Origin of the sequence: Janthinobacterium sp. J1-1, assembly GCF_030944405.1 — a bacterium.
Lineage (GTDB): Bacteria > Pseudomonadota > Gammaproteobacteria > Burkholderiales > Burkholderiaceae_D > Janthinobacterium.
Genome location: NZ_CP132339.1, coordinates 6630505 through 6644835, shown reverse-complemented (window position 1 = coordinate 6644835; position 14331 = coordinate 6630505). Strand labels below are relative to the sequence as shown.

At 62.8% G+C, this 14331-nt stretch carries 12 protein-coding genes; 8 read left to right on the top strand and 4 right to left on the bottom strand.

What is annotated here, in order from left to right:
- Positions 1 to 22 precede the first annotated feature (22 nt).
- A complete protein-coding gene (locus Q8L25_RS30295) occupies positions 23 to 289 on the bottom strand; it encodes a hypothetical protein (RefSeq protein WP_308922923.1) in 267 nt (88 codons plus the stop codon).
- Between the two features lie 147 nt (positions 290 to 436).
- Positions 437 to 934, bottom strand: a complete 498-nt coding sequence (locus Q8L25_RS30290; RefSeq protein ID WP_308922922.1) for a hypothetical protein — start codon at positions 932 to 934, stop codon at positions 437 to 439.
- Positions 935 to 1161: 227 nt separating this feature from the next.
- Between Q8L25_RS30290 and Q8L25_RS30285 the strand changes: the two genes are divergently transcribed.
- Positions 1162 to 2112, top strand: coding sequence for an FxDxF family PEP-CTERM protein (locus tag Q8L25_RS30285; protein ID WP_308922921.1), 951 nt, complete (start codon positions 1162 to 1164; stop codon positions 2110 to 2112).
- A 30-nt stretch (positions 2113 to 2142) separates the two neighbouring features.
- Here Q8L25_RS30285 and Q8L25_RS30280 read toward each other — a convergent pair whose 3' ends face one another.
- Positions 2143 to 2832: a TetR/AcrR family transcriptional regulator gene (locus Q8L25_RS30280; protein WP_308922920.1), complete on the bottom strand. Its 690-nt coding sequence runs from the start codon at positions 2830 to 2832 to the stop codon at positions 2143 to 2145.
- A 10-nt stretch (positions 2833 to 2842) separates the two neighbouring features.
- Entirely contained in the window at positions 2843 to 4276 is a 1434-nt protein-coding gene (locus Q8L25_RS30275) for a PLP-dependent aminotransferase family protein (protein WP_308925826.1), read from the bottom strand.
- Positions 4277 to 4517: 241 nt separating this feature from the next.
- Between Q8L25_RS30275 and Q8L25_RS30270 the strand changes: the two genes are divergently transcribed.
- The 7 genes from Q8L25_RS30270 to Q8L25_RS30240 all read left to right on the top strand — a co-directional run bounded on the left by Q8L25_RS30270 (position 4518) and on the right by Q8L25_RS30240 (position 14329).
- Positions 4518 to 5846, top strand: coding sequence for an aspartate aminotransferase family protein (locus Q8L25_RS30270; RefSeq protein ID WP_308922919.1), 1329 nt, complete (start codon positions 4518 to 4520; stop codon positions 5844 to 5846).
- Positions 5847 to 5854: 8 nt separating this feature from the next.
- The gene (locus tag Q8L25_RS30265; RefSeq protein WP_308922918.1) at positions 5855 to 7357 is read left to right on the top strand and encodes a CoA-acylating methylmalonate-semialdehyde dehydrogenase; all 1503 of its coding nucleotides are present in this window, start codon (positions 5855 to 5857) and stop codon (positions 7355 to 7357) included.
- A gap of 44 nt (positions 7358 to 7401) precedes the next feature.
- Positions 7402 to 8769, top strand: a complete 1368-nt coding sequence (locus tag Q8L25_RS30260) for an NAD(P)-dependent oxidoreductase (RefSeq protein WP_308922917.1) — start codon at positions 7402 to 7404, stop codon at positions 8767 to 8769.
- The gene (gene preA, locus Q8L25_RS30255; protein ID WP_308922916.1) at positions 8769 to 10049 is read left to right on the top strand and encodes an NAD-dependent dihydropyrimidine dehydrogenase subunit PreA; all 1281 of its coding nucleotides are present in this window, start codon (positions 8769 to 8771) and stop codon (positions 10047 to 10049) included. Before Q8L25_RS30260 ends, preA begins: the two co-directional genes overlap by 1 nt.
- Positions 10050 to 10175: 126 nt before the next feature.
- The gene (locus Q8L25_RS30250; RefSeq protein ID WP_308922915.1) at positions 10176 to 11660 is read left to right on the top strand and encodes an NCS1 family nucleobase:cation symporter-1; all 1485 of its coding nucleotides are present in this window, start codon (positions 10176 to 10178) and stop codon (positions 11658 to 11660) included.
- 27 nt (positions 11661 to 11687) lie between these two features.
- Positions 11688 to 13079 carry a dihydropyrimidinase gene (gene hydA, locus Q8L25_RS30245; protein WP_308922914.1) on the top strand — a complete coding sequence of 464 codons (1392 nt, stop codon included), beginning with the start codon at positions 11688 to 11690 and terminating at the stop codon, positions 13077 to 13079.
- 14 nt (positions 13080 to 13093) lie between these two features.
- On the top strand, positions 13094 to 14329 hold the full coding sequence (locus Q8L25_RS30240) for a Zn-dependent hydrolase (RefSeq protein WP_308922913.1): 1236 nt from the start codon (positions 13094 to 13096) through the stop codon (positions 14327 to 14329).
- Positions 14330 to 14331: the final 2 nt, after the last annotated feature.

Below are 14331 nucleotides of genomic sequence, written 5' to 3'. Positions count from 1 at the left end.
GCAAGAATGATTCCCTTGCCCTTTATTGCGGCGGTTGTTGCGCCGCGGCTTTTTTATTCCAGCCGAAGCCGCCGCTGTTGCTGGCCCATTTGACCAGCAGGAAGATCAGGAACAGGGTCAGCACCAGCGGCAGGATGGTGATGAACAGGGCCAGGCCGATGGCGCAGGCCAGCAGCATGGGCCAGGACATGGCGCCCACGGCGTCGACGCCCTGGCGCGCCAGGCCGCACAAGCCCTGCCAGAAACTGTCGAAGTCTGCATTGCCCGGTGCCGAATTGATGTCTTTCATGCCGTTCTCCTGTCGTTGTCGAGTGCCTGCGGCCATCTGATGGCCTGGCGATGACTGCACTATAGCGGGCAGCTTGTTGGCTGGCATCAAGGCTGCGACGAATGGCAGAATCGCCGGCATGAGCGACGGCAGGACAGGATAAAACGTTTACTCGAAGACCTTCAGTTTCAGCTGGAAGCTCAGTGCGCCGTACAGGCGGTCCTTGTAGGACGGCACGATGGCGATATTCACGCCGACGCGCTGGTATTCATAGCTGACGGTGGGGATCAGGGCCGGGAACCAGCCGCCATCGCGCATCTTCGGGTAGCCGTTGAAGCCGCCGATCACGGCGCCCACGCGCAGCGGGCCGACATGGAAGGGCTGGTAGTACACGCCGAGGTAATTCGAATAGGCGCGGTCGCTATTGTAGAAGCGGCCTGCCGTGGCCGACGCCACGGTGGAAAAACGGTATTCGGCGCCCAGGCCCGGATTGCCGTCATTCAGGTTCTTGTCGCGCTGAAAGTGGTACGAGTAAAAACCCGCGTTGAGCCAGGTTTCGCTCAGGGGCTGGTTCTCGATCATGCCCACGGTTTGCGCCTGCGCCGCCGACGCCAGGGTGATAAGCGCCGCGCAGGCCGCCTGGCGCAGCAATGGTAACTGTTTCATGCCTGTCCTCTGTCAGTATTGAGCGCGCCATGCTATCACTGGAATATTGTTCCTTGGGAATTTCATTGAGCGCATTCGCGGCTGGCCTGCTGGTGGCGGATACTGATAGAGTTGCTCTCCGGAAAATATTTGTTGTTTATTTAGTACAAGTAATCTATTTTTGAGACAAGTAAAAAGGCGTAAATATGATATCCTTGAGGTAAGTTAATGTTAATTTTGGAAATAAAATGAAAACCTTGTCGAAATTGCCTGCGCTGTTGATCCTGTCCACCGCCTTGGCAGCAGGCGCGGCCCGGGCGGGTGTTGTCGAGATCAATATCGGTGGCGCCAACCTGTATTCGCTTGGTAACTTCAATCCGACCGGCGCCGAGGTTCAAGGCTCGTTACTGGTCGGCAAGGATATGAACGCTGCCAGTTACACGGTAAATAAAAACAATAAGGATGCATTCGGTAGCTCGGGATACGCGCTGGTGGTCGGTGGCAACCTCAGTTACAACTCCGGCTCGATCCAGAACGGCAGCTATTATGCTGGCGGCACCACGAATATCACGAGCAATACCGGCTTGGATACCGCCACCAAATCGAGCACTTCGCCGGTCTCGTTCGCCGACTTGTCGACGACGATGAAAAGCACCTCGACGGCGCTGGCTGCAGTTGCAAAGACGGGTGCCACGACGGTGCAGTACGGCGGCATGACGCTGACCGGCGGCAGCGGTAACGTGCAGGTATTCGATATCAAGTCGACCGATCTGGCTGCGGTGAACTACTTCAATTTCGCCAATCTGAGCGCGAAAGAAACGCTGATCCTGAATGTTAGCGGCACCAATGTCAAGATGCAGGGCGGTGGCAGTTTCGGCAACTACAATGTGCTATACAACTTCTATGAAGCAACCACGCTGGATTTCAGCAGTGTAGCACTGTATGGTACCGTCCTGGCGCCTCTGGCAACTGTTACCAGCAGCGGCGGCGATATCCACGGCAGCGCCGTGGTCGGCAACTGGGCGTCGAGCACCACCCTGCACGCTGACGCTGGCACCGCCTTCCAGGCGACTGACGTGACCGGTTTCGCGGCCGCCGTCTCGCCGGTACCGGAACCAGGCACCTACGCCATGCTGCTGGCCGGCCTGGGCCTGGTCGGTTTCGCCGTGCGCCGCCGCAAGCACAAGGCCGCGGCGTAAGCCTGCGCCGCCTGTTTCACAAACCGCCGGTCACGGCGGTTTTTTTTCGCCGGTCGAGTTTACCGGCACGGCCACGGCCGCCAGCACCATCCGCGTGATCAGCTGTTCGGCGTCGTCGAAGTCCTGGCGCAGCAGCTGCTTGCGTTCCAGCACCAGCGCCATCTGCGCCGAAAAATCCGCATACGACTGCGTCATGGCCCAGATGGCAAACATCAGGTGGGTGGCATTGACGGGCGCGATCTTGCCGGCCGTTATCCATTGCTCGAACACGGCGATGTCCTTGCGCAGCAGCGGCACCACCCGTTCGCGTATCTGTTCGCCGTACAGCGGCGCGCCATTGATCACTTCGAGCGCATACACGCGCGAGGCCCACGGCTGTTCGCGTGAAAAGCGCAGCTTGGCACTGATATAGGCGCGCAGCACGTCGCGCGGTTCGTCCTCCGGGTTGGCCAGCAGGTCCATGCGCGCCAGCCAGTCGTCGAGCACATCGTCGAGCACGCGCTGGTACAGCTGCTGCTTGGTGGGAAAGTAATACATCAGGTTCTGCTTCGACAGCCCGGCCCGTTCGGCGATGGTGGCGATAGCCGCGCCTTCGTAGCCGCTTTCGGCGAACACGCGCACGGCCTGGCGCAGGATGTCGCTTTCCAGGCGGTCGCGGTTTTGCATGCGCCGGCCGCTGGCGCTTTTCAGCTGCGGGGCAGGGGATTTGTCGCTGGCCATGGTAGGGTCTTTAGCGTGGGCGTATCGATTGCAGGAATGCCTGCAGCACTGGGCTATCGGTGTAGGCGACGTTGAAGCGGAACCACACGGTTTCGGGTGCACGCAGCATGAAAAATTCATTCGGCGACAGCAAAATGCCCGCCTTCAGGGCCAGGTCGGCCACCAGCTTGCCGTTCCACTGCGGCGTTTGAATGTCGGGCCAGCCGGCGCTGACGAACATGCCGCCGCGCGGACGCGCCACAGGCGCCATGCCGGCCTGCGCCAGGCAGTCGATGCTGCGCTCGCGCCCCGCGTCGAGCTGCGCCACCAGCCGCTCGATCATGCGCTTGTAGGGCCGCGCCGAGACCGCGTGCAGCACCGCGCGCTCATTGATTTCCGAGGTGGTCAGCCCGGCCAGCATTTTTACGCGCACCAGTTCGGCCACCAGCGACGGCGAGGCGCAGATCGAGCCCACGCGCAGCACCGGCGACAGGGTCTTGGAAAAGCTGCCGACGCGGATCACGCGGCGCAAGCCGTCCATCGCCGCCAGCGACGCCTCGCCGCGCGCGGCCAGTTCGCGGTAGATATCGTCTTCCACCAGCCAGAAATCGAACTGCTCGGCCAGCGCCAGCAGCCGGTGCGCTTGCGCCTGGCTGAGCGAGGTGCCGAGCGGGTTCTGCAGCACGGTGTTGACGAACATGATCTTCGGCTGCGTGCGTGCGGCCACTTCCGCCAGTACATCGAGATCGAGGCCCGCTTCGCCGCGCGGGATGCCGACCGGAATGCAGCCGTGGTGGCGTATCAGCGACTGCAGATTGCTGTAGCCGGGGTCTTCCACCAGCACCGTGTCGCCCGGCTTGGTCAGGCTGCGCAGGATCAGGTCAAAGCCGTGGGTGGCGCCGTGCGTCAGCAATACCTGGTCCGGTTCGACCTGGAACAGTTCTTCCGACAAAGTGCTGGCCAGGTGCTGGCGCAGCGAGGCAAAGCCCAGCGGATGGCCGTAGCCGCGCAGCCGGCTGGCCGGAATGCGCATGGCCTGGCGCACGGCGTCGAGGATGGTGGCCTCGCCATACATTTCCGGCGGCAGCCAGCCGGCGCCCACCGGCAGCGCTTCGGAGACGCCCGAATACAGATCCGGCGTGAGGGCGTCGATGGCGCTCGGACTGGCGCTGGCGTGGGCGGCAGTGTGTGGCGATCCCGCCACGTCGTGGCGCGCCACGAAATAGCCGGAGCCGCGCCGCGAGGACAGCAGGCCCAGGTTGACCAGCCGGTCATACGACTCGACCACGGTGAAGGTCGAGACGCCATTGCATTTGGCAAACTGGCGCACCGACGGCATGCGGGTGCCGATGCGCAAGGCGCGGCTGCCCACCATCACGCTGATGGCGATCACGATCTGCTCGACCAGCCCGCCTTTCTTGTGGCGGCCGATTTCCAGCACCGGCCAGCCGCTCCCTGTTTCCATTGCGGCTTCCGGCACTTGCTCCGCCTCTTCGTTGTGCTTCAAGGTGGCTCCTTATGCTGCCTGCACAAAAACTGTAGTGGTTTTATGACCTGTACGGTTGGGGTTTTTTGCTGTTTGTGTATCTGTGCTTATCGACGCTGGCCTGCCTATTATTACATCAGCTTTTTGCCAACTGGTAAATTATTTTACGCACCGTCAAAAACAATGTTTGGCGGCATGTCAGCATTCCTGGGAGAGTTTCATGAGCGAATTGAGCCACACGGCAAGGCCGGAATCGATGTCGGCATTCTGGATGCCGTTTACCAATAACCGCGACTTCAAGGCCAATCCGCGCCTGCTGGTGTCGGCCGAAGGCATGTACTACAAGGACGTCGACGGCAACAGCATCCTCGACGGCACGGCCGGCCTGTGGTGCGTGCCTTGCGGCCATGCGCAGCCGAAGATCGTCGGCGCCATCCGCGACATGGTGGGCCAGCTCGACTTCGCGCCCACCTTCCAGATGGGCCATCCGGCCGCCTTCGAGCTGGCGGAAAAACTGATGGACTACACGGGCCATAAATTCGGCCACGTGTTCTATACCAATTCCGGTTCCGAAGCCGTCGACACGGCCCTGAAAATCGCGCTGGCCTACCACAAGGCGCGCGGCGAGGGCGGGCGCACGCGTTTGATCGGCCGCGAGCGCGGTTATCACGGTGTTGGCTTTGGCGGCATTTCCGTCGGCGGCATCGCCGGCAACCGCAAGACCTTCGGCCCCATGCTGGCCGGCGTGGACCATTTGCCGCACACCCACAACCTGGAAAAGAACGCCTACACGGTGGGCGAACCCGAATACGGCACCCACTTGGCCGACGAACTGGAACGCATCGTCGCCCTGCATGACGCCTCGACGATTGCCGCCGTCATCGTCGAACCGGTGGCCGGCTCCACCGGCGTGCTGATTCCGCCCAAGGGTTACTTGAAGCGCCTGCGCGAACTGTGCACCAAGCACGGCATCCTGCTGATCTTCGACGAAGTGATCACCGGCTTTGGGCGCATGACGACGCCGTTCGCGGCCGATTATTTCGAGGTCGAGCCGGACCTGATGACCACCGCCAAGGGTCTCACCAACGGCATGGTGCCGATGGGCGCCGTGTTCAGCAAACAATATATCCACGACGCCTACATGGACGCGCCGCCCGGCATCGAGCTGTTCCATGGCTACACCTATTCCGGCCACCCGCTGGCCTGCGCCGCCTCGCTGGCGACCCTGCAGGTGTTCGAGGAACAGGACATCCTGGGCCACGCGAAAAGCATGCAGGCCTACTGGCAGGATGCGGTCCACTCATTGAAAGGGCTGCCGCATGTGATCGACCTGCGCAGCATCGGCCTGATCGCCGGCATCGAGCTCGATCCCATCGCCGGCAAGCCCGGCACGCGCGCCTTTGCCGCCTTCAAGCAGGCCTTTGCCGACGGCGTGCTGATACGCACCACCGGCGACATCATCGCGCTGTCGCCACCGCTGGTGCTGGAAAAACAGCATATCGACGAGCTGTTCGGCAAGCTGGCCACCGTGTTGAAAAATCTCGACTAAGGAGCATCATGAACGATCTCGACACCATCACCCATTACATCAACGGCGCCAAGGTCGACACAAAAAGTGGCAGTTACGGCGACGTCTACAACCCCGCCCTGGGCGAGCCGGTGGCCCGCGTGGCGCTGGGCACTGCGGAAGATGTCGACACGGCCGTGCAGGCCGCCGCCGCCGCCTTTCCGTCGTGGTCCGCCACGCCGCCGCTGACGCGTGCCAGGGTGCTGTTTCGCTACCTGCAGTTGTGCCAGCAGCACACCGATGAATTTGCCGCCATGCTGACGCGTGAACACGGCAAGACCTTTGCCGACGCCCAGGGCGAAGTGGCGCGCGGCATCGAGATGGTGGAATTTGCCGTCGGTATTCCACAACTGTTGAAAGGCGAATTCACGGACCAGATTTCGCGCGGTATCGACGCCTGGTCAATGCGCCAGGCGCTGGGCGTGGTGGCCGGCATCACGCCATTCAACTTCCCCGTGATGGTGCCGATGTGGATGTTCCCGGTCGCCATCGCCTGCGGCAATACCTTTGTATTGAAACCGTCCGAGCGCGATCCGTCGGCGTCCTTGCTGCATGCCAGGCTGCTGAAAGAAGCGGGCTTGCCCGATGGCGTTTTCAACGTGGTGCAGGGCGATAAAGTGACGGTGGACGCCTTGCTTGACCACCCGGTGGTGCAGGCGATCAGCTTTGTGGGATCGACGCCGATTGCCGAATATATCTATGCGCGCGGCAGCGCCAGCGGCAAGCGCGTGCAGGCCCTGGGCGGCGCGAAAAACCATATGGTGGTGATGCCCGATGCCGACATGGACATGACGGTCGACGCGCTGATCGGCGCGGCCTACGGTTCGGCCGGCGAGCGCTGCATGGCCATTTCCGTGGTGGTGGCGGTCGGCGACGCGGGCGACAAACTGGTCACTGCACTGGCAACGCGCACGGCCGCACTGAAAGTGCGCGACGGCATGGAGCATGGTGCGGAAATGGGCCCGGTCGTGTCGAGTGCCGCCAAGCAGCGCATCGAAAAACTGATAGGCGAAGGCGTGGAGCAGGGCGCGACTCTGGTGGTCGATGGCCGCAACCATGTGGTGGCGGGGCGCGAGAACGGCTTCTTCGTTGGCGGCACCTTGTTCGACCACGTCACGCCCGACATGAGCATCTACAAGGAAGAGATTTTCGGCCCGGTGCTGTGCGTGCTGCGCGCGCCCGACGTGGTGCATGCGGTGGACCTCATCAACGCCAACGAGTATGGCAATGGCGTGGCGATCTATACGCGCGACGGCGGCGTGGCGCGCGAATTCGTGCGCCAGATCCAGGTCGGCATGGTCGGCGTCAACGTGCCGCTGCCGGTGCCGATGGCCTTCAACAGTTTCGGCGGCTGGAAGCGCAGCATGTTCGGCGACCACCATGCGTATGGCCCGGAAGGCGTGCGCTTCTACACGCGCCACAAGGCCGTGATGCAGCGCTGGCCGAACACGGCAAGTGCTGGTGTGGAATTTGCTTTTCCCCAGATGAAGTAAGGGCGTCACCCACCATTTACCGTAGCTAACAAGAGGAAAGCGTGATGATCGAATCCCTGAATTATTTGCCGCATGCGGCCTTGCCCAGTGCCGAACTGTCCGGCCACTTTACGGACCTGGCGCCGCCCTTGACGGCGCGCCAGGCGGCCATCGAAAGCGCGCGCTGCCTGTATTGCTACGATGCGCCCTGCAGCCGCATCTGCCCTTCCGAAATCGATGTGGCCAGCTTTATCCGCAATATCCACGACAAGAATATCAATGGCGCTGCGGCCGGTATTTTGAAAAGCAATATCCTGGGCGGCAGCTGCGCCCGCGTCTGCCCGACCGAGATCTTGTGCGAGGACGTCTGCGTGCGCAACCACGACGCCGAAGGCCAGCCCGTGAAAATCGGCCTGCTGCAGCGCTATGCGGTCGACCACATGCGGTTTGCCAGTCATCCGTTCAAGCGGGCGGCCGCCACCGGCAAGACCATCGCCGTCGTCGGCGCCGGGCCGGCCGGCCTTTCCTGCGCGCACCGCCTGGCCATGCTGGGCCATGACGTGGTGATCTTTGAAAAGGAAAGCAAGGCGGGCGGGCTGAATGAATACGGCATCGCCAAATACAAGCTGACGGATAACTTCGCGCAGAAGGAAGTCGAATTCCTGCTCGGTATTGGCGGCATCACCATTCGATGGTGCCAGGTGCTGGGCGACAACCTGCAGCTGCGCGAGCTGCATGCGCAGTACGACGCCGTGTTCCTGGGCCTGGGCCTGGGTGCCAGCCGCAAGCTGGGGCTGACGGGCGAAGAGGCGCCGGGCCTCTTGGCGGCGGTCGACTATATCAGCGCGCTGCGCCAGGCCGACGACCTGGCCGCGCTGCCCGTGCCGAAGCGCGCCATCGTCATCGGCGCCGGCAATACGGCGATTGACATGGCGGTGCAGGTCCAGCGCCTGGGCGCCGAGGAAGTCACGCTGGTGTACCGCCGCGGCTTCGACGCCATGACGGCCACCCACCATGAGCAGGAGATCGCCAAGGCCAACCAGGTGCGCATGCTGACCTGGGCCCAGCCGCAGCAGGTGCTGCTGGACGCAGAAGGCAAGGTGGCCGGCATGCGCTTTGAAAAGACAGCGCTGGACGGCACGCGTTTGACCGGCACCGGCGAAACCTTGGACGTGGCGGCCGACGCCATCTTCAAGGCCATCGGCCAGAGTTTCGACACGCAGGTGCTGGTCGATCCGATGGCGGCGCTCTTGCGCCGCGAAGGCGACAAGATCTTTGTTGACGCGGGTTTTCGCACCGTGCTGCCCGGCATCTATGCGGGCGGCGACTGCGTGGCGCCGGGGCAGGACCTGACGGTGCAAGCCGTGCAGCATGGCAAGCTGGCCGCACTGGCCATCCATTCCGATATCTTGAATAAAGTGGAGGCTGCATAATGGCTGATCTCAGCATCGAATTTTGCGGCATCAAGGCGCCGAATCCTTTCTGGCTGGCCTCCGCGCCACCGACCGACAAGGCCTACAACGTGGTGCGCGCGTTTGAAGCGGGGTGGGGCGGCGTGGTGTGGAAAACCCTCGGTGAAGACCCGGCCGCCGTCAATGTCTCGTCGCGCTATTCCGCCCTGTACGGCAAGAACCGTGAAGTAGTGGGCTTCAACAATATCGAACTGATCACCGACCGTTCGCTGGAGATCAACCTGCGCGAAATTACGCAGGTGAAAAAAGACTGGCCCGACCGCGCCATGATCGTCTCGCTGATGCTGCCGTGCGAAGAGCACTACTGGGCCGATATCCTGCCCAAGGTGGAAGCGACCGGCGCGGACGGCATCGAGCTCAATTTCGGCTGCCCGCACGGCATGCCGGAACGGGGCATGGGCGCGGCCGTGGGCCAGGTGCCCGAGTATGTGCAGATGGTCACCGCCTGGTGCAAGAAGCACAGCCGCCTGCCGGTGATCGTCAAGCTCACGCCGAATATCACCGACGTGCGCATGCCGGCCCGCGCGGCCAAGGCGGGCGGCGCCGACGCGGTATCCCTGATCAACACCATCAACTCGATCACCTCGCTGGACCTGGACCGCATGGTGGCCTTGCCGATTGTCGGCGGCGCCAGCACCCACGGCGGCTATTGCGGCGCGGCCGTCAAACCGATCGCGCTGAACATGGTGGCCGAAATCGCCCGCGATCCGCTCACGCATGGCCTGCCGATTTCCGGCATCGGCGGCATCGGCAACTGGCGCGACGCGGCGGAATTCCTGGCGCTGGGCGCCGGTTGCGTGCAGGTCTGCACCGCCGCCATGCTGCATGGTTTTCGCATCGTCGACGAGATGAAGGACGGCCTGTCGCGCTGGATGGACGAGAAGGGCTATGAGCGCATCAGCGATTTTTCAGGCAAGGCCGTGGCCAACACGACCGACTGGAAATACCTGGACATGAACTACCAGGTGATCGCGCAGATCAACCAGGACGACTGCATCAAATGCGGCAAGTGCTACGTGGCCTGCGAAGACACTTCGCACCAGTCGATTGCGCAGCTGATCGACGCGGCCGGCACGCGCACTTACGAGGTGATCAAGGAAGAATGCGTGGGCTGCAATCTGTGCGAAATCACCTGTCCGGTGCAGGGCTGCATCACGATGGTGCCGCAGACCACGGGCAAGCCATACATGAACTGGACCCAGGATCCACGAAACCCGCGGGCGGTGTTGGAAACGGCGTAGGGCATGCTTTTTGCGTGTGTTTAATATATAAACATTCCCTGCTGATTGCGGTAAGCTCGATTGCTTGATGCAGTTCCCTTGCCGCAGTTCCCCTTTGCCGTATCCCGCTACCGATGGAGTCTACCTGTGAACCACGACTATTCAGGCAACACGCAGCTATGGAATGAAGATCTGGCGCCCACCACGGCCGCCCAACGTACCTGGCGCTGGTATCACTTCGCCGCGCTGTGGGTCGGCATGGTGATGTGCATTCCCGCCTACACCCTGTCGGCCAGCCTGATCGACAGCGGCATGTCCGGCTACCAGGCCGTGCTGACGGTGTTCCTGGCGAACGCCATCGTGCTGCTGCCGATGCTGCTGATCGGCCATGCCGGCACCAAGTACGGCATCCCGTACGCGGTGCTGGCGCGCTCCTCGTTCGGCACCACCGGCGCACGCCTGCCGGCGCTGATGCGCGCGATTGTCGCCTGCGGCTGGTACGGCATCCAGACCTGGTTCGGCGGCCAGATGATCTACACCCTGATGGGCGTGCTGCTGGGCCATGAACTGGGCGGCGAGAAGATCGCGGGCCTGGGCATCAACGGCAGCCAGCTGCTGTGCTTCCTGGCGTTCTGGGCCATCCAGTTCTACTACATCCTGCATGGCATGGAGGCGATCCGCAAACTGGAAACGTATACCGCGCCCTTGAAAATCCTGATCTGCTTCGTGCTGCTGTACTGGGTGCACAGCAAGGCCGGCGGCGTCGGCAGCCTGCTCGATCAACCGTCGCAATTCATCGAAGGCGGCAAGAAGGCCGGCCAGTTCTGGGTCGTGTTCTGGCCGTCGCTGACCGCCATGGTGGGCTTCTGGGCCACGCTGGCGCTGAACATTCCCGACTTCACGCGCTTTGCCAAGACCCAGCGCGACCAGATCATCGGCCAGTCGGTGGGGCTGCCGGTGCCGATGGGTTTGCTGGCCATGCTGGCCGTGATCGTGACCGCCGGCTCGGTCGTCATGTACGGCAAGGCCATCTGGGACCCGGTCGACCTGGCCAGCCGCATGACGGGCGCCGCCGTGCTGATCGCCCTGATCATCCTCCTGATCGACACCGTCAGCGTCAACCTGGCGGCCAACCTGGTGGGCCCGGCGTATGATTTTTCCTCGCTGGCGCCCAAGCAGGTGTCGTACAAGATGGGCGGCTATATCACGGCCTTTATCGCCATCGTGATGATGCCGTGGAAGGTGCTCGAATCGACGCAGGGCTATATCTTCACCTGGCTGATCGGCTACTCGGCGCTGCTGGGCCCCATCGCCGGCATCCTGATCGTCGACTATTATTTCGTGCGCAAGACCGAGCTCGACGTGAAGCAGCTGTACCGCGACGATGGCGTGTACTCGTACGGCAATGGCTGGAACATGGCCGCGCTGGTCGCCTTTGTCATCGCCGTGGCGCCGAATATTCCGGGCTTCCTGAACGCCGCTTTCCCCGCCGCGTTTCCGGGTGTCGGCGAAGCATTCAAGACGATTTACACCTACGCCTGGTTTGTCGGCGTGGCGATTGCCGCCGTGGTCTACGGCGTCATGATGAAGGGCAAGGCGCCGGCGCGCTTGTCGCAAGCGCCGCTGGCCTGATCGGTTCGACCATAAGAGGAGACAAGAATGACTACACTGATACGCGGCGGCACCGTCGTCAATGCCGACCGGGCCTTTCGTGCCGATGTGCTGATCGAAGGCGATCTGATCGCCGCCGTCGGTGACAATCTTGCTGTCCCTGCCGGGGCCACCATCATCGACGCGGCCGGCCTGTACGTGATGCCGGGTGGGATCGACACGCATACGCACATGAACCTGCCCTTCATGGGCACGGTGACCTCGGACGACTTTTTCACGGGCACGGCGGCCGGCCTGGCCGGTGGCACCACCACCATCATGGACTTCGTCATCCCCGCGCCGAAGCAGTCGCTGATCGAGGCCTATCACCAGTGGCGCGCGTGGTCGGCCAAGTCGGCCGGCGACTATACCTTTCACGTGGCGATCACCTGGTGGAGCGAGCAGGTACATGAAGAGATGGGCCTGCTCGTGCGCGAGCATGGCGTGAACAGCTTCAAGCACTTCATGGCCTACAAGAACGCCATCATGGCAGACGACGAGACGCTGATCAAAAGCTTTACCCGCTCGCTGGAGCTGGGCGCCCTTCCCACCGTGCATGCGGAGAACGGCGAACTGGTCTACCAGCTGCAGCAGGACCTGCTGAAAAAAGGCATTACGGGGCCGCAGGCGCACCCGCTGTCGCGCCCGCCGGCGGTGGAGGCCGAAGCGGCCAACCGCGCCATCGCGATCGCCAATGTCTTGAATACCCCGGTGTATATCGTTCATGTCTCTTGCGCCGAATCGCTCGACGCGATTACCCGCGCCCGTGCCAACGGTCAGCGCGTGTATGGCGAGGCGCTGGCCGGCCATTTGGTGATCGACGACAGCGTGTACCAGAGCGACGATTTCGACTACGTGGCCGGCCACGTCATGAGTCCGCCGTTTCGCGGCAAGCACCATCAGGCGGCGCTGTGGCACGGCCTGCAAAGCGGCAACCTGCACACCACCGCCACCGACCACTGCACCTTCTGCTTTGATCAGAAAGCGGCCGGCAAGGACGACTTCACGCGCATTCCGAACGGCTGCGGCGGCGTCGAGGAACGCATGGCCGTGGTGTGGGATGCGGGCGTCAATTCCGGCACGCTCACGCCGTCCGAATTCGTCAAGGTGTCCTCGACCAATGCGGCGCAGATCTTCAATATCTATCCGCGCAAGGGCGTGATCGCTCCAGGTAGCGACGCCGATATCGTGCTGTGGGACCCGCAAGGCACGCGCACGATTTCGGCCGCCACCCAGTTTGCCAAGGGCGGCTTCAATGTCTTCGAAGGGCGCACCGTGCGCGGCATTCCCGTCACCACGATTGCCGCCGGCAAGGTGGTGTTCCACAAGGGTGAACTGATGGCGGTGGAAGGGGCGGGGCGCTATATCGAACGCCCGGCTTTTTCCGCCACCACCGTATAACGAAGGAGTTGACTATGACTGAACTGCGTATCAACGGCGAACGCCTGTGGGACTCCCTGATGGAACTGGCGCAGATCGGCGCGACGGCAAAAGGCGGCGTCAAGCGCCTGGCGCTGACGGACCTCGACAAGCAGGGCCGCGACCTGGTGGTGCGCTGGGGCCGCGAGGCCGGCATGAGCATTACCATCGACCAGATCGGCAATGTCTTCATGCGCCGCGACGGCGTGGACAATACCTTGCCACCGGTGATGACGGGCAGCCATATCGACACCCAGCCTACCGGCGGCAAGTTCGACGGCAACTACGGCGTGCTGGCGGGACTGGAAGTGGTGCGCACCCTGAACGACCTGAAGATCAGGACCCAGGCGCCGATCGAAGTGGCCTTCTGGACCAATGAAGAGGGTTCGCGTTTCGTGCCGGTGATGATGGGCTCGGGCGTCTTCTGCGGCGCGTTTTCTTTGGAAACGGCTTACGCGGCAAAGGACACCGAAGGCAAGACGGTCGGCGAAGAGCTCGAGCGCATCGGCTACAAAGGCCCGCAGGTGCCGGGCGACCATCCGATCGGCGCTTATTTTGAAACCCATATCGAGCAAGGGCCCGTGCTGGAAGACGCCGATAAAGTCATCGGCGTGGTGCCGGCCGTGATGGGCCTGCGCTGGTACGACTGCACCGTCAACGGCATGGAGGCGCATGCGGGTCCCACGCCGATGGGCCTGCGCCGCGATGCGCTGCAGGTGGCCACCGGCATCATGCAGGAAGTCGTCGCGATTGCCCACCGCTATCCGCCATATGGCCGCGGCACGGTCGGCATGGTGCAGGTGTTCCCGAACAGCCGCAATGTGATCCCTGGCGAAGTGAAATTCAGCATCGACCTGCGCAATGTGAATGACGAGCTGCTCGACACCATGGATGCCGATATCCGCGCTTTTATCGGCCGCACGCAGGCCACAACCGGCCTGGCCATCACCCTCGAACAGGTATCGTATTTTGCGCCGACGCCGTTCCACCCCGACTGCGTGGGCGCCGTGCGCAACGCCACCGAGCAACTCGGTTATTCCGTGATGGACGTGGTCTCGGGCGCGGGCCATGACGCCATCTATGCGGCCCGCCTGGCGCCGGCCGGCATGATCTTCGTGCCCTGCAAGGACGGCATCAGCCACAATGAAATCGAGGACGCCAAACCTGGCCACCTGGAAGCGGGCTGCAATGTGCTGCTGCTGGCGATGCTGGAGCGGGCGGTGGCCGTGTAACT

What these genes read in the sequence shown, in the direction of transcription:
- Q8L25_RS30295 (WP_308922923.1), bottom strand. Translation starts at nt 289, where the DNA reads ATGAAAGACATCAATTCGGCACCGGGCAATGCAGACTTCGACAGTTTC.
- Q8L25_RS30290 (WP_308922922.1), bottom strand. Translation starts at nt 934, where the DNA reads ATGAAACAGTTACCATTGCTGCGCCAGGCGGCCTGCGCGGCGCTTATC.
- Q8L25_RS30285 (WP_308922921.1), top strand. Translation starts at nt 1,162, where the DNA reads ATGAAAACCTTGTCGAAATTGCCTGCGCTGTTGATCCTGTCCACCGCC.
- Q8L25_RS30280 (WP_308922920.1), bottom strand. Translation starts at nt 2,832, where the DNA reads ATGGCCAGCGACAAATCCCCTGCCCCGCAGCTGAAAAGCGCCAGCGGC.
- Q8L25_RS30275 (WP_308925826.1), bottom strand. Translation starts at nt 4,276, where the DNA reads ATGGAAACAGGGAGCGGCTGGCCGGTGCTGGAAATCGGCCGCCACAAG.
- Q8L25_RS30270 (WP_308922919.1), top strand. Translation starts at nt 4,518, where the DNA reads ATGAGCGAATTGAGCCACACGGCAAGGCCGGAATCGATGTCGGCATTC.
- Q8L25_RS30265 (WP_308922918.1), top strand. Translation starts at nt 5,855, where the DNA reads ATGAACGATCTCGACACCATCACCCATTACATCAACGGCGCCAAGGTC.
- Q8L25_RS30260 (WP_308922917.1), top strand. Translation starts at nt 7,402, where the DNA reads ATGATCGAATCCCTGAATTATTTGCCGCATGCGGCCTTGCCCAGTGCC.
- preA (WP_308922916.1), top strand. Translation starts at nt 8,769, where the DNA reads ATGGCTGATCTCAGCATCGAATTTTGCGGCATCAAGGCGCCGAATCCT.
- hydA (WP_308922914.1), top strand. Translation starts at nt 11,688, where the DNA reads ATGACTACACTGATACGCGGCGGCACCGTCGTCAATGCCGACCGGGCC.
- Q8L25_RS30240 (WP_308922913.1), top strand. Translation starts at nt 13,094, where the DNA reads ATGACTGAACTGCGTATCAACGGCGAACGCCTGTGGGACTCCCTGATG.